This is a genomic window from Flavobacteriales bacterium (assembly GCA_016713875.1).
In the GTDB taxonomy this organism is placed as follows: domain Bacteria; phylum Bacteroidota; class Bacteroidia; order Flavobacteriales_F; family PHOS-HE28; genus PHOS-HE28.
This window is the reverse complement of record JADJOI010000003.1, coordinates 3,800,884-3,818,742: the sequence shown is the minus strand read 5'-3', so window position 1 is coordinate 3,818,742 and position 17,859 is coordinate 3,800,884. Positions and strand designations below refer to the sequence as shown.

The following is a 17,859-nucleotide window of genomic DNA, read 5'->3' as shown; positions in this document are numbered from 1 at the left end:
CCATGTTGCAACCGAAGCGCAGCAAGCGCCGCAATATGCACAAGGGCCGCATGAAGGGCGTGGCCCAGCGCGGACACCGCGTGAGCCTGGGATCCTTCGGACTGAAGGCCATGGAGAGCGTGTGGCTCACCAGCCGCCAGATCGAAGCGGCCCGTGTGGCCCTCACGCGCTACATGAAGCGCGAAGGCCAGGTATGGATCAAGGTGTTCCCGGACAAGCCGGTGACCGCCAAGCCCGCCGAGGTGCGCATGGGTAAGGGCAAGGGAGCCCTGGACCACTGGGTGGCCGTGGTGCATGCCGGCCGGATCATATTCGAGGCCGATGGGGTGCCGATGGCCACCGCCAAGGAGGCCCTGCGCCTGGCGGCCCAGAAACTGCCCATCAAGACCAAGTTCGTCGTTCGCGAGGACTACGACGGCCAATAAGCGAAGCCATGAAGAAGAAAGGCACCACCCTCAAGGACCTCACCGTCCAGGAACTGCAGGACAAGCTGCAGGAGGAACGCAGCGCGCTGGCCAAGCTCCGCTTCGACCACGCCGTGAGCCCCGTGGAGAACCCCGTGCTCCTGCGCAGCCGTCGTCGCGAGGTGGCCCGTGTGCTCACCGAGCTCCGCGCCCGCGAACTGAACGTCAAATCGAACTAAGCCATGGAACGCAACCTCAGGAAGGAACGCATCGGCATCGTCACCAGCGACAAGATGGACAAGAGCGTGGTGGTGACCGTCGAGCGCCGCGTGATGCACCCCAAGTACGGCAAGTTCGTCAAGCGCAGCAGCAAGTTCATGGCGCACGACGAGAAGCAGGAGGCCCACATCGGCGACACCGTGCGCATCATGGAGACCCGCCCCATCAGCAAGAACAAGTGCTGGCGTGTGGTGGAGGTGGTCGAACGCGCCAAGTAACGCACCCGAACGATGATCCAACAGGAATCCCGGCTCAACGTGGCCGACAACAGCGGCGCCAAGGAGGTGCTCGTGATCCGCGTGCTCGGTGGCACGGCCCGCCGCTATGCGCGCATCGGTGACACCGTGGTGGTGTCCATCAAGGACGCCCTGCCCAACGGCAGCGCCAAGAAGGGCACCGTGCACAAAGCGGTGGTGGTGCGCACCCGCAAGGAAATGCGCCGCAAGGACGGCAGCTACATCCGCTTCGACGACAATGCGGTGGTGCTGCTGGACGCCGCCGGCGAGATGAAGGGCACCCGCATCTTCGGCCCCGTGGCCAAGGAGCTGCGCGAGAAGAAGTTCATGAAGATCATCTCCCTGGCACCCGAGGTGCTCTGACCCACACCGCGCCATGCAGAAGAAGACACACATCAAGAAGGGCGACCTGGTGAAGGTGATCGCCGGCGAGGATCGCGGCAAGGAGGGCCGCGTGCTGGAGGTGATGCGCGAGCGCAACGCCGCCCTCGTGGAAGGCCTCAACATCAACAAGAAGCACTCCAAGCCCACCACCGCCAACCCCCAGGGCGGCATCGTGGACAAGGAGGGCCCGATCCACCTGAGCAACCTCATGCTCATCGACGCCAAGAGCGGCCTCCCGGGCCGTGTGGGGCGCCGCCTCGGCAAGGAGGGCAAGCTGGAACGCTACGTGAAGACCAAGAGATCAGCCGCCAAGTGATGAGCACCTACAGCCCCCGGCTCAAAGCCAAGTACGTCAAGGAGGTGGCCCCCGCCCTGCAGAAGGAGTTCAACTACAAGAGCTCCATGCAGGTGCCCCGCCTGGTGAAGATCAACCTCAACCAGGGCCTGGGCGATGCGGTCGGCGACAAGAAGATCGTGGACAACGCCGTGGTGGAGATGACCACCATCAGCGGCCAGAAGGCCGTGCCCACCGTCTCCAAGAAGGACATCAGCAACTTCAAGCTGCGCCGCGGCATGCCCATCGGCGCCCGCGTCACCCTGCGCGGCGATAAGATGTACGAGTTCCTCGACCGGTTGATCGCCGTGGCCCTGCCCCGCACCCGCGACTTCCGCGGCGTGCCCGCCAAGGGCTTCGACGGCCGCGGCAACTTCACCTTCGGGGTGAAGGAGCAGATCATCTTCCCGGAGATCGACATCGACAAGGTGGCCAAGATCCGCGGCATGGACATCACGTTCGTGACCACCGCCCGCACCGACGCCGAGGCCAAGGCCCTCCTGCGCGAGTTCGGGTTCCCGTTCGCCGACAAGAAATAACCGACCAGACACCGAACAGACCATGGCCAAGGAAAGCATGAAGGCCCGCGAGCGCAAGCGCAAGCGCATGGTGGAGAAGTACGCCGCCAAGCGCGCCGCCCTCAAGGCCGCCGGCGAATGGGACAAGCTCCAGCAGCTGCCCGCCAACTCCAGCTACGTGCGCATGCACAACCGCTGCCAGATCACCGGCCGCCCCAAGGGCTATGTCCGCCTCTTCGGCATCTCGCGCTACATGCTGCGCATGATGGCCCTGGAGGGCAAGATCCCCGGCGTCACCAAGTCCAGCTGGTAAGTCAACGCATCGACCGACCATGACCACCGATCCCATCGCCGATTACCTGACCCGTCTGCGCAACGCCATCCTGGCGCGCAAGAAAGTGGTGGAGGTGCCCGCGTCCGGCCTCAAGAAGGACATCACGCGCATCCTCTACGACAAGGGCTACATCCTGTCCTACAAGCTGGAGGACGACGGCAAGCAGGGCATCATCAAGATCGCCCTCAAGTACAACCCGCAGACGCGCCAGAACGCCATCCAGGAGCTCCGCCGCGTGAGCAGCCCGGGCTTGCGCCAATACGCCCACGTGGAGGAGCTGCCCCGCGTGATGAACGGCCTCGGCGTGGCCATCATCAGCACCAGCAAGGGTGTGGTCACCGACAAGGAGGCCCGCAACCTGGGCGTGGGCGGTGAGGTGATCTGCACCGTGAGCTAATCCCCCCGAGAAGCCATGTCACGCATCGGAAAAGCGCCGATCAGCCTGCCCAAGGGGGTGGAGATCAGCATCAGCGACAAGAACAGGATCATCGTCAAGGGTCCCAAGGGCACCCTCGAGCAGGTGGTCGATCCGGCCATCGCCGTGAAGAATGACAACGGCACGGTGACCCTGGCGCGCCCCAGCGATGCCAAGCCCCACCGCGCCAAGCACGGCCTCTACCGCGCGCTCATCGCCAACATGGTGAAGGGCGTGAGCGAGGGCTACGTGATCGAACAGGAACTGGTCGGTGTGGGCTACCGCGCCACCGCCAAGGGGCAGCAGCTCCAGCTCGCGTTGGGCTTCAGCCACCAGGTGACCTTCGAACTGCCCGCCGAGGTAAAGGTGAGCGCCGCCCAGGAGAAGGGCAAGAACCCCATCATCCGCCTGGAGAGCGCGGACAAACAGCTCATCGGTCAGGTGGCCGCCAAGATCCGCTCGCTGCGCAAGCCGGAACCCTACAAGGGCAAGGGCGTGCGCTTCGTGGGCGAGGAGGTCCGCCGCAAGGCCGGTAAAGCCGCAGGCAAATAAGCAGAGCCATGGCATACCAACGCAACGAACGAAGGGCCCACATCCGCGAACGCGTGCGCCGCAAGGTGCGCGGCACCGACGCCCGCCCCCGCCTGTCGGTGTTCCGCAGCAACGTGGACATCTATGCCCAGATCATCAGCGACGAGGCCGGCCGCACCCTGGTCAGTGCCTCCTCCCTCAAGGACAAGAAGGCCCATGGCGCCGCAGGCGTGGAGCAGGCCCGCCTGGTGGGTACCGCCATCGCCGAGAAGGCCAAGGCCGCCGGCATCTCCCAGGTCGTATTCGACCGCAACGGATACTTGTACCATGGCCGGGTGAAAGCCCTGGCCGAAGCCGCCCGCGAGGCCGGTCTCCAATTCTGATCATCGATGGAAGGAGCTAACGTCAAGAAAGTGCGCAGCAGCGACCTGGAGCTGAAGGACCGGCTCGTGGCGCTGAACCGCGTGACCAAGGTGACCAAGGGTGGCCGCACCTTCACCTTCGCCGCCATCGTCGTGGTGGGCAACGAGAACGGTGTGGTGGGCCACGGCCTGGGCAAGGCCAAGGAGGTGCAGGAGGCCATCGCCAAGGGCATCGATGACGCCAAGAAGAACCTGGTGAAGGTACCCGTCCGCAAAGGGACCATCCCTCACACCCAGGAAGGAAAGTTCGCCGGCGCGGAGGTGCTGTTGAAGCCCGCCGCTCACGGTACCGGTGTGATCGCCGGCGGCGCCATGCGCGCCGTGCTTGAGAGCGTGGGCATCACCGACGTGCTGGCCAAGAGCAAGGGCTCCAGCAACCCCCACAACGTGGTGAAGGCCACCATCAAGGCCCTCACCGACATGCGCGACGCCAACACCGTGGCGCAGATGCGCGGGGTGAAGGTCGAGAAAGTGTTCAACGGATAACGAACGCCCCGGGCGACCCCCATGAGCAAGATCATCATCATCCAGACCGGCAGCCAGATCAAGTGCCCCGCCCGCCAGAAGGCCACCCTCAAGGCCCTCGGCCTGGGCCGCATCGGCAAGCGCGCCGAACTGGAGGCCACCCCGCAGATCCGCGGCATGGTGGCGAAAGTGAACCACCTGGTGACGGTCGAGGAAAAGGCCTGAACCGAACGAACCCGAGAGACACCATGGACCTCAGTCAATTGAAGCCCGCCAAAGGGGCCACCAAGCAGGAGAAGCGCATCGGCCGCGGCGAAGGCAGCAAGGGCGGCGGCACCTCCACCAAGGGCCACAAGGGCGCCCAGAGCCGAGCCGGCTACAGCCGCAAGCGCGGCTTCGAGGGTGGCCAGATGCCCCTGGTGCGCCGCGTGCCCAAGTTCGGCTTCACCAACCCCACCCGTGTGGAGTACAAGGGCATCAACCTGGACGCCCTCCAGATGCTCGTGGAGACCCAGGGCCTGAAGGCGATCGACCCGCAGGTGCTGTACACCAACGGCCTCATCGCCAAGAACGACAAGCTGAAGGTGCTCGGCCGTGGCGCGCTCAAGGGTGCCCTCGATGTCACCGCCCACGCGTTCAGCGCCAGCGCACGCGCCGCCATCGAGGCCATCGGCGGCAAGGTCACCATCATCGAGCGGAAGGAGAAGCAGGCATAAGCGATGAAGAACCTGGTCGACACGATCAAGAACATCTGGCGGATCGAGGAACTGCGCACGCGCATCCTCATCACCCTGGGGCTGCTGTTGGTCTACCGCATCGGCAGTTACATCGTGTTGCCCGGTGTGGACAGCCTGAAGATGGCCTCGGCCTCGACCGGCGGCGGCGGCATCGTGGAGATCCTGTCGATCTTCACTGGCGGCGCCTTCACCCGGGCCAGCATCTTCGCCCTGGGCATCATGCCCTACATCAGCGCCAGCATCATCATGCAGCTCATGGGCATCGCGGTGCCCGCCGTGCAGAAGATGCAGCGCGAGGAGAGCGGCCGTCGGCGCCTCAACCAGTACACCCGCTACCTCACCATCCTCATCTGCATCTTCCAGGCCCCCGGCTACATCTACGCCACCATCGATGCCGATGCGCGGCCCGACAGCCAGTTCTGGCTCTTCACCAGCATCGTCATCCTCACCTGCAGCACCCTCTTCGTGATGTGGCTCGGTGAGCGCATCACCGAACGCGGCCTGGGCAACGGCATCTCCCTCATCATCATGATCGGCATCCTGGCCGAGTTCCCGCAGAGCTTCGCCCAGGAAGTGGTGGGCTGGATGGGCCCCGGTGGCGGTGGCCTCGTGCTGCTCCTCGTGGAGGTGGTCATCTGGGTGCTCATCATCGCCGGCTGTATCCTGCTCGTGCAGGGCACCCGGCGCATCCCCGTGCAATTCGCCAAGCGTGTGCAGGGCAACAAGCAGTACGGCGGGGTGCGCAACTACATCCCCCTCAAGGTGAACGCCGCGGGCGTGATGCCCATCATCTTCGCCCAGGCCATCGTGCTCATCCCCATGTACATGGCCCAGGCCTTCGAGGAACCGCCCCAGTGGTTGATCTCCATCGCCAATGCCCAGGGCCTCTTCTACAACCTGATGCTCATGTTCATGGTGGTGATGTTCACCTACTTCTACACCGCCATCACCGTGAACCCCGTGCAGCTCGCCGATGACATGAAGCGCAACGGCGGTTTCATCCCCGGGGTGAAGCCCGGCAAGCAGACGGCCGACCACATCGACGAACTGCTCAGCCGCATCACCCTTCCCGGCGCCATCTTCCTGGGCCTGGTGGCCATCCTGCCCGCCTTCGCGCAGATGGCCGGCGTGAAACAGGGCTTCGCGCAGTTCTTCGGCGGCACCTCGCTGCTGATCATGGTGGGCGTGCTGCTGGACACCCTCCAACAGATCGAGAGCCACCTGCTGATGAGGCATTACGACGGCCTGATGAAGACGGGCCGCATCAAGGGACGGACGAACGCGGCTTACGGCATGGCGGGATAGGGCATGGCGAAGACCGTGAACCATCGCAGCGATGCCGAGATCGCACTGGTAAGGGAGAGTTCTTTGCTTGTTGGGAGGACCTTGGCCGAAGTGGCCAGGAACATCGGACCGGGGGTCCGCACCGGCGATCTGGACCGGCTTGCGGAGACCTTCATCCGCGACCACGGCGCCGTGCCCGGCTTCAAAGGCCTGTACGGCTGCCCCAGCACGCTGCTCATCAGCGTGAATCAGGAGGTGGTGCACGGACTGCCCGGCGACCGCGTGCTGCGCGAGGGCGACCTCGCCAGCGTGGACTGCGGCGTGCTCATGAACGGCTTCTACGGCGACAGCGCCTACACCTTCGCCATCGGCGAGGTGGACCCCGCCGCTATGCGGTTGCTGCGCGTCACCCAGGAGTGCCTCCGGCTGGGCATCGCCCAGGCGGTGGACGGCCGCCGCACCGGCGACCTCGGATACGCCATCCAGCACCACGCCGAGACCAACGGCTACGGCGTGGTGCGCGAACTGGTGGGCCACGGCGTGGGCGAGAAGCTGCACGAAGCCCCGGAAGTGCCCAACTACGGGCGCCGTGGCCACGGCGTGCAGCTGCGCGCCGGTATGGTGATCGCCATCGAACCGATGATCAACATGGGCACCAAGGAGGTGCACCAGTTGGATGATGGCTGGACGATCGTCACCCAGGACGGACGGCCCAGCGCCCACTTCGAACACACCGTGGCCGTGAGGCCCGGGCAGGCGGAGGTCCTCTCCAGTTTCAGCGCCATCGAAGCGGTGCTGGAGGCCAAGGGTGATCAGTACGTGAAGATGGACGAGGCGATGGTGAACGGATAGAACGAGAAGACGAACCAACGACATAGAGAACAGGGAACGGAAGAACGGACGAAGGCATGAGCAAGACCGGGAACATCGAGCAGGATGGCGTCATCAAGGAGGCGCTGAGCAATGCCATGTTCCGTGTGGAGCTGGAGAACGGCCACGTGATCACGGCCCACATCAGCGGCAAGATGCGCATGCACTACATCCGGATCCTCCCGGGCGACAAGGTCAAGGTGGAGATGAGCCCCTACGACCTGTCCAAGGGCCGGATCACCTTCCGTTACAAGAGCTAAGCACCCACCCGATGAAGGTCAGGACCTCCCTCAAGAAGCGCTCGGCGGACTGCAAGATCGTCCGCCGCAAGGGGCGCCTGTATGTGATCAACAAGAAGAACCCGAAGTTCAAGCAACGTCAGGGCTGATAACCGCACCACCATGGCACGTATCGCAGGCATCGACCTACCCAAGCACAAACGCGGGGCCATCGGGCTCACCTACATCTACGGCATCGGCCGCAGCCGCGCGCTGGAGATCCTCCGCAACGCGGAGGTGGACCCCGACAAGCAGGTGGAGGAATGGAACGACGACGAGCAGTCGCGCATCCGCCAGTTCATCAACGACAACATCAAGGTGGAGGGTGCGCTGCGCAGTGAGGTGCAGCTCAGCATCAAGCGCCTGATGGACATCGGCAGCTACCGGGGTTTGCGCCACCGCAGCGGCCTGCCCGTGCGCGGCCAGCGCACCCGCACCAACAGCCGCACCCGCAAGGGCAAGCGCAAGACCGTGGCCAACAAGAAGAAAGCGACCAAGTAGGGGCGAGGCATGCCTCGCCCTGCTTGGGCGATGATGGTCAGTACCCCGACCAATAGACAACGACAATGGCAAAGCAGCAGGACAAAGGCGCCGCCGCCGGCAAGAAGAAGAAGAAGAACGTGCATGTGGAGGCCTTCGGACAGGCCCACATCCACGCCACGTTCAACAACATCATCGTGAGCCTCACCAACAACAAGGGCGAGGTGATCAGTTGGTCGAGCGCCGGCAAGCAGGGCTTCCGTGGCAGCAAGAAGAACACCCCCTACGCCGGCCAGGTGAGCGCAGAGGAGGCCGCACGCGAGGCCTTCGAGCTCGGCCTTCGCAAGGTGAAGGTGTTCGTGAAGGGCCCAGGTGGTGGTCGCGAAAGCGCCATCCGTGCCCTGCACAACAGCGGCGTGGAGGTCACCGAGATCGTGGACATCACCCCCATGCCCCACAACGGCTGCCGTCCGCCCAAGAAACGCCGTGTTTGATCGATAACCACAACCTGTAGGGGCGCGGACGGGCGCCCCGGTGTTGGTGCGGGAATACCAAGGCCGCACCCAAAACAAAAAAAATGGCACGTTATACCGGACCTCAGACCAAGATCGCGCGCAAGTTCAAGGAACCCATCTACGGTGAGGACAAGTGGATGGAGCGCAAGCCGTACAGCCCCGGGCAGCATGGGCCGAACAAGCGCCGCAAGAAGGAGAGCGAATACTCCCTCCAGCTCGCCGAAAAGCAGAAGGCCAAGTACACCTACGGCATCCTGGAACGCCAGTTCCAGAAGATGTTCGGGGTGGCCGCCAGCAAGAAGGGGATCACCGGTGAGACCCTCCTTCAGCTCTGCGAAGCCCGCCTGGACAACACCGTCTACCGCCTGGGCATCGCCCCCACCCGCCGCGCCGCCCGCCAGCTGGTGAGCCACGGCCACATCACGGTGGACCAGCAGGTGGTGAACGTGCCCAGCTACTCCCTGCGCCCCGGCCAGAGCGTGGCCGTGCGCGAGAAGAGCCGCAGCCTGGAGGCCATCGCCAACAGCGTGTCCTCCACCCACAAACGCTTCGACTGGCTCGAGTGGAACCCCTCCACCCTGTCCGGCAAGCTTATCGCCATGCCTGAGCGCGCCCAGATCCCGGAGAACATCCGCGAACAGCTCATCGTGGAACTGTACTCCAAGTAAGAACCTCCCCAAAACCGAACGGACACACCATGCCCATCCTTGATTTCCAGCGGCCCGACAAGGTCGTGATGATCGAAAGTGACGACCAGCGCGGTTCCTTCGAGTTCCGCCCCCTGGAGCCCGGCTACGGCATCACCATCGGTAACGCCCTGCGCCGCATCCTGCTCAGCAGCCTCGAAGGACACGCCATCACGGCCATTCGCGTCGACGGCGTCGAGCACGAGTTCAGCACCATCAAGGGCGTCATTGAGGACGTCACCGAGATCGTCCTCAACCTCAAGCAGGTGCGCTTCCGCCGCCAGCTGGAGGACGTCAGCACCGAGAAGGTGTCCTTCACCATCACCGGCAAGGAGGCCTTCACAGCAGGCGACATCGGCAAGCACACCACCGGCTTCCAGGTGCTCAACCCCGAGCACGTCATCTGCCACATGGAACCCTCCGTGAAGCTCACCATCGAGCTCACCATCGGCAAAGGCCGCGGCTACGTGCCCGCCGATGAGAACAAGACCGGCACCGCGCCCGTGGGCACCATCTTCATCGACAGCGTCTTCACGCCCATCAAGAACGTGAAGTACACCGTGGAGAACACCCGCGTGGAGCAGAAGACCGACTACGAGAAACTCACCATCGAGGTGGTCACCGACGGCTCCATCACCCCGAAGAACGCCCTCCAGGAGGCCGCCAAGATCCTCATCCACCACTTCATGCTGTTCAGCGACGAGCGCATCAGCCTGGAGATCGAGGAGCGCGTGCAGGAGGAGGAGTTCGACGAGACCAGCCTGCACATGCGTCAGCTGCTGAAGACCAAGCTGGTGGACATGGACCTGAGCGTGCGCGCCCTCAACTGCCTGAAGGCCGCCGACATCGAGACCCTGGGCGACCTGGTGAGCTACAACAAGAACGACCTGTTGAAGTTCCGCAACTTCGGCAAGAAGAGCCTCACCGAGCTGGAGGACCTGGTGGAGAACAAGGGCCTGAGCTTCGGCATGAACGTGAGCAAGTACAAACTGGACAAGGAGTGAGGTAGCTGCGGCGGCCCCATGGCGCGCTGCAGCACCACCAAGAGAACAGAGTCATGAGACACGGCAACAAGAACAACGCGCTGAGCCGCAAGAAGGCCCACCGCGACGCCCTGCTGAGCAACCTGGCCTGCTCGCTGATCGCACACAAGCGCATCAACACCACGCTGGCCAAGGCCCGTGCGCTGCGCCGTTACGTGGAGCCCCTGATCACGCGCAGCAAGGACGACAGCATGCACAACCGCCGCACGGTGTTCACCTACCTGCAGAACAAGGAGGCCACCGCCGCCCTGTTCCGCGATGTGGCGCCGAAGGTGGCCGCTCGTCCGGGAGGCTACACGCGCATCATCAAGCTGGGCAACCGTTTGGGAGATGCGAGCGAGATGGCCATGATCGAACTGGTGGACTTCAACACCGTGTACACCACGGAGAAGACCGCCGGTGCCGAGGTGAAGCGCACGCGCCGCAGCCGCCGCCCCGCCGGCGAAAAGACCGCCGCTCCCAAGGCCCCGAAGGCCGAAGGTGGAGAAGGCGCCACCGAGTAAGGATGGAACAACCCGGAACGTAGGAAGGGCGCCTCGTGGCGCCCTTCCTACGTTCCGGGGGAGCGGCAGACGGAGTTGGCCGACGCACCGAACATAGCTCCCCGCCCGGTCGCAGGCCTGCATCGTGCCGTACACTTCTGGTCCACATCCTCGGGTAGGACGCTCTTGCGCACGCGGTTGAGGCCATCGTAGAGCAGAGCGAGCGCGAAGACCGCCACAACGCCTGGGTCGGAGGATCCGTGCACCAGTGCGGCCTAACGGTGTCCCGCCTCGCACCAACGCACGACCCGTGCCGCCCATCAACCCGTCGCCCGACCGATCCTGTCCTTGAACGCGAGCAGCGGCCGCTCGATCAGGAACCAGGACAGGACCGGCACGGTGAACACCAAGGCCAGTTCCATCACCGCGCGCCCAGGCCCGAGGAGCACCTCCTCCATGGACCCGGTGCGGAACAGGATCGGGTAATGGTAGAGGTACAGCCCGTAGCTGATCAGACCGATGGACCGGAGCACCGGGTGGACCAGCATGGCCCGTGGAATACCCATGACCGGATACCGCGCGGCCAGTTGGTCAAGGTTCAACGCCACAAGAAGCCAGCACAGTGATGCACAGGCGAGCACCATCAACTTGATCGTGTAGTTCGATACAAAGAGACTTCCCCATCGCTGCTCGAGGCTGTGTATCGTGAAATGCGGGAGGAGCAACGCCAGCACCGCCATTCCGATGACGATGGGGAGCGAAAGCCTTCTGGAACGCTCCTCCTCAAAGGCCACCCACGCCCCCAGGCAGATCGAGAGCATCCGGTACATCGACCCCCGGATGATCAGCGCATCGACGTCCGCCGCCGGCATCAGCTGGCACGTGATGGCGGCCAGCCCGATGGCCAACCCGGGGAGGACGGGAAAGGCCAGCCGCCGCGCCGTCCGCACGCTCACCTTCGCAAGCACGAGCGGCCACACCAGGTAGAAGTGCTCTTCGACCGCCAAGGACCACACGTGCCGAAGGGGATGCTGTGCCGGATCGAAGGCGAAGGTGAAATTGCCGAGGTAGAGCGCCGACCATCCGGCGTGTTCCCAGGTGATGAGGAACCCGACCACGAGGATGGTGAGGTAGTAGATCGGCATGATGCGCAAGGCGCGGCGGAGGTAGAAGGTGCGGAGACCGAAGGCATCCGCAGCCTTGTCGGCGAGGATGATGCGCGTGATGAGGAATCCGCTCAGGGCGAAGAACACGTCGACCCCCAGCGCCGCGGAATCGAACCAGGTGAAGGCCCTGCGCAGGACGGTGAAATGCTCGATGGCCGGAAAATGCCCGAAGAGCACGAACAGCGCAGCAAGTCCGCGAAGGCCGTCGAGGGCTGGGATATGGGATCGGGAGGGCCGCATCGCCGGGAGCCCGAACCTACGGGAGGTTCCACGATCGTGCGCCGCCGGTGGCGCAGCGCCCCACCCGATCGCGTCGGGGATCCATCGCCTGCGGGATACATTTGCCGCCCTCTGCTTTCACCATGCGCATCCTTCGTTCCATGCTGCTGCCGGCCCTACTGGGTGCCCTTGCCGCTGTCGCCCAACCCCCCGACTTCACCGTCACCACCATCGCCAGCGGGATCAATGCCCCCACGACCGCCGCGTTCCTGCCGGACGGACGCATCCTGGTGGGCCAGAAGGACGGCCTCATCCGCATCTCCACCACCCCGGTGGCCCAGGCCCCGGTGACCCTGGCGACCTACATGGTGCTGCCGGTGGATAACAGCGCCGAGCATGGCCTGGTGGGCCTCTGGATCAGCCCCTATTTCGCCACCGACTCGGCCGTGTTCGTCTACCGTTCCACCGACGGGCAGCGCAACCGGCTGTCGACCTTCAAACACCTGGGCAGCAGTGCGCTCCCCAGCAGCGAAACGCTGATCTGGGAGACCCCGGTCTACACAGGCTGCTGCCACACCGGCGGGGCCTTCGCGTTCCTGCCGGACACCACCATCCTGCTCGCCGTCGGCGATGACCACACCCCTGCGAACGCGCAGGACATGGCCAGCGCCTTCGGCAAGCTTCACCGCTTCCGGTGGGACGGCAGTGCGCCCGATGACAACCCCTTCGCCGACGCCACACCGGGGCCGTTGAACGCCAATGGTGTGCTGAAGACCATCTACTGCAGCGGCCTGCGCAACCCCTTTCGTGGTCATTTCGACCCGCAGACCGACCGGTTCTTGATCGGCACGGTGGGTGCGAACAACCACGCCCTGGCCTGGGAGGACGTGCATCTGGCGGCACCGGGCGCCAACTTCGGCTGGCCGATCTGTGGCGAACTGGGCCGGCTCCCGGACGGCACCTGTGACGACCCCGCCTTCACCGATCCGCTGATCACCTACCCACACCTCGGCCTGGGCGCGGCCGTCACGGGCGGAGTGACCTACCGCGGCAGCAACTATCCCGGCATCTGGAACGGCCGTTACTTCTACGGCGACTTCATCCGCGGCTGGGTGAAGTGGGCCCAGCTGGACGCCTTGGGGAGTGTGGTGGCCGAGGGGACCTTCATGGACACCACGCACTATGGGGGAACACAGGCGAACTTCTGTACCCAGTTCCTCACCGGCCCCGGTGGCGACCTGTTCTACCTGTCCTACTACGACCTGCCCGCCTTCACGGGTGCCGTGAAACGCGTGGTCCACGTGCCCAGCTCGGGGCCCCAGTGCGTGAACGCCGAGGCCGACCTCTCCTTCGGTGTCGGTCCCCAGCTGACGGTCTCCTTCAGCGCGCAGGCCGTGGACCCCCTCGGCGGCAACCCGACCTACACCTGGTCGTGGTCCGATGGCGCCCCGGCCGCCAGCGGGCCCAACGTGCAGCACACCTTCACCGGCCCCGGCACCTTCTTCGCCGAACTGCAGGTGGCCAACGCGCTGGACACCGTGGTGTGCGCGAGCATCCCCATCACCGTGCTGCCGCACGAGGTGGAGATGAACGTGGACGTGCTCCTCGACGGTCCTTTCGAACCGCTGCTCGGCTGGATGCGCGACGAATTGCGCGTGCAGGGTCTGATCCCCGATGTGGAGCCCTATTCCGCCCTGGGCCTCACCCCCACCGCCGGACCCGGGGCCACATTGACACCGGGCGCGCTGAACAACGGCGGACCGGAAGCCGTGGTGGACTGGGTCCTGATCGAACTGCGGGATGCGACCGATCCCAACGTGCTCATCGACCGTGCTCCGGCGCTTCTTCAGCGCAACGGTCAGGTGGTCTCGCTGGACGGCGTGTCACCGCTGATCATGACGGCGCCTGCGCGCTTCGCCCATGTGGCCGTGCGGCACCGCAACCACCTGGCCGCGATGTCGGCCGCGCCGCTCGACCTGGGCAGCTCGACGCTGTCGCTGGACCTGCGCGATCCGTCGACGGCCTGTTACGGTAGCGAGCCACGCCGCGAACGCGGCAACCTGCGCACGCTGTGGACCGGCAACGCCACCTTGGACGGCAAGGTGAGCTACGTGGGCGCGACCAACGACCGGGATGCGGTGCTGGTGTCGATCGGCGGAACGCCTCCCACGGCGGTGAGCAGCGGATACCTGCAGGCCGATGTGAACCTGGACGGCCTGGTGAAGTACACCGGCTCGCGCAACGACCGCGATCTGGTGCTGGTGACCATCGGTGGCGCGACCCCCACGGCCGTGCGCCTGGAACAGCTGCCCTGACCCGGCCGATCCCACAGCTGTGGACAACTGGGCCCGGCGCCGATGGGCCCACCGGGTATCTTTGGCGCCCGATGTTGGTCAGCCAACGCCCCAAGGCCGTCCTGTTGCTCGCGGACGGCACCTTGTTCGAGGGCCGCGCCATCGGCGCAACGGGCATCGCCACGGGCGAGATCTGCTTCAATACGGGGATGACCGGGTACCAGGAGATCTTCTCCGACCCCAGCTACACCGGCCAGCTCATGGTGATGGCCTCGCCCCACATCGGCAACTATGGCGTCAAGGCCGGTGAGGAGGAGAGCGCCCGCGTGACCATCGCCGGGCTCGTGGTGAAAAAGTTCAGCGACGTGTGGAGCCGGCCCGGTGGCACGGGGTCCCTGGAGGATCACCTGAGACAGGCCGGTACCGTGGGCATCAGCGAGGTGGACACGCGTCGACTGGTGCGCCATATCCGTGACCATGGTGCGCAGAACGCGGTCATCAGCAGCACCGAGCTGGATCCAACGCGCCTGCGCGAACGCCTGCTCGCCGTGCCCTCCATGGCCGGGCTGGAACTGAGCAGCCGTGTGACCGCCGCCACCGCCTTTGAAGCGGGCGACCCCGGCTCCCCCCATCGCGTGGCCTTGGTGGATTTCGGTGTGAAGACCAACATCCTGCGCTGCCTCACCGAGCGCGGATGCCTGGTGCGCGTGTTCCCCATGCACACCCCCTTGGAGGACATCCTCTCCTGGCGGCCCAGCGGCTTCCTGCTCAGCAACGGCCCGGGCGACCCGGCCGCCATGCCCGCCAGCGTGGCGCTGGTGACCGCCATCCGATCCACCGGCCTGCCCGTGTTCGGCATCTGCCTGGGGCATCAGCTCCTGGCCGAGAGCCTCGGCATCGGCACCGAGAAGATGCACCACGGCCATCGCGGGATCAATCACCCGGTGAAGAACCTGGTGACCGGGCACGACGAGATCACCAGCCAGAACCATGGATTCGTGGCCCGCCGCGCCCAGGCCGAAGCCCATGCCGATGTGGAGATCACCCACGTGCACCTCAACGACGGCAGCATCGCCGGGCTGCGCCTCAAGGGGCGGCCCGTGTTCAGCGTACAGCACCATCCCGAAGCGGGTCCCGGCCCCAACGATGCGCGCTATCTCTTTGACGACTTCGTGGAGAACATGAAGGCGCACACCGCCGTACCAAAGCCCCTTCACCAGAACGCATGACCGGCGAGAAGGGCCGTTCCAGTTTCCCACTTTCAGCTTTCCGCCTCCCCCCCCAGCATTCCCCATGAGCCTGATCGCCAAGATCCAAGCCCGCGAGATCCTGGATTCCCGCGGCAACCCCACCATCGAAGTGGACGTGTTCACCGATGAGGGCGACATGGGCCGTGCCGCCGTCCCCAGCGGCGCTAGCACCGGCGCCCACGAGGCCATGGAGCTGCGCGACGGCGACAAGAAGCGCTACCTCGGCAAGGGCGTCACCAAGGCCGTGGAGCATGTGAACACGACCCTGAACGATGAGCTGCACGGGGCACCCGTGGATCAGCAGGCCTTGATCGACAAGGCGATGATGGGACTGGACGGCACCCCGAACAAGAGCAACCTGGGCGCGAACGCCATCCTGGGCGTGAGCCTCGCCGTGGCCAAGGCCGCCGCCAGCCAGGCCGGGTTGCCGCTCTACCGCTATGTGGGCGGCGCCAACGCCTCCACCCTGCCGGTGCCCTTGATGAACATCCTCAACGGTGGTGCGCACGCCGACAACAAGGTGGATGTCCAGGAATTCATGATCATGCCCGTGGGCGCCACCAGCTTCGCGCAGGGCCTGCGCATGGGCGCCGAGGTCTTCCACCACCTGAAGGCCGTGCTGAAAGGCCGCGGCCTCGGCACCAACGTGGGTGACGAAGGCGGGTTCGCACCCGACCTGCCCAGCAACGAGGAGGCCCTCAAGGTGGTGATGCAGGCCATCGAGAAGGCGGGTTACAGGCCGGGAGAGGACATCGTGCTCGCCCTCGATTGCGCCAGCACGGAGTTCTACGACGCCAAGAAGAAACGCTACGTGCTGGAAAGCACAGGCGACAGCCTCACCAGCGACGAGATGGTGGCCTTCTGGAAGGACTGGTGCAAGCGCTACCCCATCGTGAGCATCGAGGACGGCATGGCCGAGGACGACTGGGCCGGCTGGAAGAAGCTCACCGAGGCCGTGGGGTCCACCATCCAACTGGTGGGCGACGACCTGTTCGTGACCAACACCGCGCGGCTGGCCGAAGGCATCGACAAGGGCATCGCCAACAGCATCCTGGTGAAGGTGAACCAGATCGGCACGCTGACCGAGACCCTGGAGGCCGTGGAGATGGCGCACCGCGCCGGCTACTCCGCCGTGATGAGCCACCGCAGCGGGGAAACGGAGGACACCACGATCGCCGACCTGGCCGTGGCCACCAACTGCGGCATGATCAAGACCGGAAGCGCCAGCCGGAGCGACCGGATCGCGAAGTACAACCAACTGCTGCGCATCGAGGAGCAGTTGAGCAAGAGCGGCCGCTACCCGGGCAGGGCCATTCGCTTCGGCCGCTGACCGGCTACCTTCGCAGGAGCCCCGCCGGGCCGCTCCATGCCGCGTGCATCGTTCTTCCTGCTCGCTGTCCTGCTGGGCCAGGGCATGGCGGGTGCGCAGGACCCGGCCGACTCCGCCTACTGGCATCAGCCCGCGAAGGGTCCGCTGAAACTGCGGGCCATCGGTGGCATCGTGGGCGTGACGCTGGAGAACCATGGGCCCATGGGCTTCGACCGGTTCGCACAGTTCTCCCGCGAAGCCCCTCCACCGATGGCCGGCAAGCCCTCCGACTACTACTTCGGTTATTCCAGCACGGCCATCGGAGGGAGCTTCGGCCCGCGCTTCGCCCTGGCCCGCCTGCGCGATGGACGCAACAGTGAGCACGGTTGGACGATGCACCTCGCCCTTCAACCCCGGGTCTTCACCCTCTTCTTCCACACCGACAGCCTGCAGGGCGATACGGCTCGCACGATCGAGTACTTCTACTCCATCTCGCAACTGGAGATCGCCGTGGGCGGTGGACCGTACTGGACGCTGTTCCTCAGCAACAGCTTTTTCCTACGGCCGGGCCTGCTCGCCGAACTGGGGCACGCGGGATCGGGTTCCCTGACGGCCACCGGCATCCGCACCGACGAGGTGAACGGAAGCGCCACCGAGACCACCTTCCTGGACCGCAGTGTGCCCGTGCGTGCGTGCACCTACCTGCGCGCCTCCGCGGGCCTACAGGCGGGCTTCCGCATCGGCAAGCGGGTGGACCTGAGCGCGCGCGGCCAGTGGGGCACCGGCCTCATGTGGCTGCATGGCGTGGACCTCACGGCCCTGCGAAGCACCACGCTCTACGCCCTCGACGTCGCCTTCCTCATCCGGCGGTAACGGTCTTCCCTGGACCGCGATCCGGCGACGTCGGGCATCGTTCAATCGAAG

The 17,859-nt window shown here is 65.3% G+C and carries 27 protein-coding genes; 26 read left to right on the top strand and 1 reads right to left on the bottom strand.

The features are described from left to right. Nucleotides 1-2: 2 nt before the first annotated feature. From rplP to rplQ, 22 genes are all read left to right on the top strand, one after another. On the top strand, nt 3-425 hold the full coding sequence (gene rplP, locus IPJ87_17875) for a 50S ribosomal protein L16 (GenBank protein ID MBK7943714.1): 423 nt from the start codon (nt 3-5) through the stop codon (nt 423-425). 8 nt (nt 426-433) lie between these two features. Continuing rightward, nucleotides 434-643 (top strand): 50S ribosomal protein L29, encoded by a 210-nt coding sequence (gene rpmC / locus IPJ87_17870; GenBank protein ID MBK7943713.1) that lies wholly within the window; start codon nt 434-436, stop codon nt 641-643. 3 nt (nt 644-646) lie between these two features. Further along, nucleotides 647-901, top strand: coding sequence for a 30S ribosomal protein S17 (gene rpsQ / locus IPJ87_17865; GenBank protein ID MBK7943712.1), 255 nt, complete (start codon nt 647-649; stop codon nt 899-901). Nucleotides 902-913: 12 nt separating this feature from the next. Further along, the gene (gene rplN / locus IPJ87_17860; protein ID MBK7943711.1) at nt 914-1,282 is read left to right on the top strand and encodes a 50S ribosomal protein L14; all 369 of its coding nucleotides are present in this window, start codon (nt 914-916) and stop codon (nt 1,280-1,282) included. Nucleotides 1,283-1,295: 13 nt separating this feature from the next. Continuing rightward, a complete protein-coding gene (gene rplX / locus IPJ87_17855) occupies nt 1,296-1,619 on the top strand; it encodes a 50S ribosomal protein L24 (protein ID MBK7943710.1) in 324 nt (107 codons plus the stop codon). Beyond that, the gene (rplE, locus tag IPJ87_17850) at nt 1,619-2,176 is read left to right on the top strand and encodes a 50S ribosomal protein L5 (protein MBK7943709.1); all 558 of its coding nucleotides are present in this window, start codon (nt 1,619-1,621) and stop codon (nt 2,174-2,176) included. The genes rplX and rplE overlap by 1 nt, the downstream gene beginning before the upstream one ends. Before the next feature lie 22 nt (nt 2,177-2,198). Then, nucleotides 2,199-2,468 (top strand): 30S ribosomal protein S14, encoded by a 270-nt coding sequence (gene rpsN, locus IPJ87_17845; GenBank protein ID MBK7943708.1) that lies wholly within the window; start codon nt 2,199-2,201, stop codon nt 2,466-2,468. A gap of 19 nt (nt 2,469-2,487) precedes the next feature. After that, complete coding sequence (rpsH, locus tag IPJ87_17840) at nt 2,488-2,886, top strand: 30S ribosomal protein S8 (protein ID MBK7943707.1); 399 nt, start codon at nt 2,488-2,490, stop codon at nt 2,884-2,886. Between the two features lie 15 nt (nt 2,887-2,901). Continuing rightward, nucleotides 2,902-3,456 carry a 50S ribosomal protein L6 gene (rplF, locus tag IPJ87_17835; GenBank protein MBK7943706.1) on the top strand — a complete coding sequence of 185 codons (555 nt, stop codon included), beginning with the start codon at nt 2,902-2,904 and terminating at the stop codon, nt 3,454-3,456. An 8-nt stretch (nt 3,457-3,464) separates the two neighbouring features. Further along, entirely contained in the window at nt 3,465-3,818 is a 354-nt protein-coding gene (locus tag IPJ87_17830; GenBank protein ID MBK7943705.1) for a 50S ribosomal protein L18, read from the top strand. Nucleotides 3,819-3,824: 6 nt separating this feature from the next. Then, complete coding sequence (gene rpsE, locus IPJ87_17825) at nt 3,825-4,343, top strand: 30S ribosomal protein S5 (protein ID MBK7943704.1); 519 nt, start codon at nt 3,825-3,827, stop codon at nt 4,341-4,343. Between the two features lie 21 nt (nt 4,344-4,364). Continuing rightward, complete coding sequence (gene rpmD / locus IPJ87_17820; GenBank protein MBK7943703.1) at nt 4,365-4,547, top strand: 50S ribosomal protein L30; 183 nt, start codon at nt 4,365-4,367, stop codon at nt 4,545-4,547. Nucleotides 4,548-4,570: 23 nt separating this feature from the next. Further along, nucleotides 4,571-5,038 carry a 50S ribosomal protein L15 gene (rplO, locus tag IPJ87_17815; GenBank protein ID MBK7943702.1) on the top strand — a complete coding sequence of 156 codons (468 nt, stop codon included), beginning with the start codon at nt 4,571-4,573 and terminating at the stop codon, nt 5,036-5,038. A 3-nt stretch (nt 5,039-5,041) separates the two neighbouring features. After that, a complete protein-coding gene (gene secY, locus IPJ87_17810; protein ID MBK7943701.1) occupies nt 5,042-6,364 on the top strand; it encodes a preprotein translocase subunit SecY in 1,323 nt (440 codons plus the stop codon). A 3-nt stretch (nt 6,365-6,367) separates the two neighbouring features. Beyond that, entirely contained in the window at nt 6,368-7,195 is an 828-nt protein-coding gene (map, locus tag IPJ87_17805; protein MBK7943700.1) for a type I methionyl aminopeptidase, read from the top strand. 56 nt (nt 7,196-7,251) lie between these two features. Further along, nucleotides 7,252-7,473: a translation initiation factor IF-1 gene (gene infA, locus IPJ87_17800; GenBank protein MBK7943699.1), complete on the top strand. Its 222-nt coding sequence runs from the start codon at nt 7,252-7,254 to the stop codon at nt 7,471-7,473. Between the two features lie 11 nt (nt 7,474-7,484). Further along, complete coding sequence (gene rpmJ, locus IPJ87_17795; GenBank protein ID MBK7943698.1) at nt 7,485-7,601, top strand: 50S ribosomal protein L36; 117 nt, start codon at nt 7,485-7,487, stop codon at nt 7,599-7,601. A 13-nt stretch (nt 7,602-7,614) separates the two neighbouring features. Further along, nucleotides 7,615-7,992: a 30S ribosomal protein S13 gene (gene rpsM, locus IPJ87_17790; GenBank protein ID MBK7943697.1), complete on the top strand. Its 378-nt coding sequence runs from the start codon at nt 7,615-7,617 to the stop codon at nt 7,990-7,992. A gap of 65 nt (nt 7,993-8,057) precedes the next feature. Beyond that, entirely contained in the window at nt 8,058-8,465 is a 408-nt protein-coding gene (rpsK, locus tag IPJ87_17785) for a 30S ribosomal protein S11 (protein ID MBK7943696.1), read from the top strand. 83 nt (nt 8,466-8,548) lie between these two features. Beyond that, nucleotides 8,549-9,154 (top strand): 30S ribosomal protein S4, encoded by a 606-nt coding sequence (rpsD, locus tag IPJ87_17780; protein MBK7943695.1) that lies wholly within the window; start codon nt 8,549-8,551, stop codon nt 9,152-9,154. A gap of 29 nt (nt 9,155-9,183) precedes the next feature. Continuing rightward, nucleotides 9,184-10,176: a DNA-directed RNA polymerase subunit alpha gene (locus IPJ87_17775; GenBank protein MBK7943694.1), complete on the top strand. Its 993-nt coding sequence runs from the start codon at nt 9,184-9,186 to the stop codon at nt 10,174-10,176. A 53-nt stretch (nt 10,177-10,229) separates the two neighbouring features. Continuing rightward, complete coding sequence (rplQ, locus tag IPJ87_17770) at nt 10,230-10,718, top strand: 50S ribosomal protein L17 (protein MBK7943693.1); 489 nt, start codon at nt 10,230-10,232, stop codon at nt 10,716-10,718. 299 nt (nt 10,719-11,017) lie between these two features. On the opposite strand, the gene IPJ87_17765 is transcribed toward rplQ, so the two are convergent. Then, nucleotides 11,018-12,103 carry an acyltransferase gene (locus IPJ87_17765; protein MBK7943692.1) on the bottom strand — a complete coding sequence of 362 codons (1,086 nt, stop codon included), beginning with the start codon at nt 12,101-12,103 and terminating at the stop codon, nt 11,018-11,020. 140 nt (nt 12,104-12,243) lie between these two features. Here IPJ87_17765 and IPJ87_17760 point away from each other — a divergent pair, with 140 nt between their 5' ends. From IPJ87_17760 to IPJ87_17745, 4 genes are all read left to right on the top strand, one after another. After that, nucleotides 12,244-14,397, top strand: a complete 2,154-nt coding sequence (locus IPJ87_17760; protein ID MBK7943691.1) for a PQQ-dependent sugar dehydrogenase — start codon at nt 12,244-12,246, stop codon at nt 14,395-14,397. 71 nt (nt 14,398-14,468) lie between these two features. After that, nucleotides 14,469-15,605: a glutamine-hydrolyzing carbamoyl-phosphate synthase small subunit gene (gene carA, locus IPJ87_17755; protein ID MBK7943690.1), complete on the top strand. Its 1,137-nt coding sequence runs from the start codon at nt 14,469-14,471 to the stop codon at nt 15,603-15,605. Nucleotides 15,606-15,669: 64 nt separating this feature from the next. Beyond that, the gene (gene eno / locus IPJ87_17750) at nt 15,670-16,956 is read left to right on the top strand and encodes a phosphopyruvate hydratase (protein ID MBK7943689.1); all 1,287 of its coding nucleotides are present in this window, start codon (nt 15,670-15,672) and stop codon (nt 16,954-16,956) included. Nucleotides 16,957-16,992: 36 nt separating this feature from the next. After that, nucleotides 16,993-17,808 carry a hypothetical protein gene (locus IPJ87_17745; GenBank protein MBK7943688.1) on the top strand — a complete coding sequence of 272 codons (816 nt, stop codon included), beginning with the start codon at nt 16,993-16,995 and terminating at the stop codon, nt 17,806-17,808. Nucleotides 17,809-17,859: the final 51 nt, after the last annotated feature.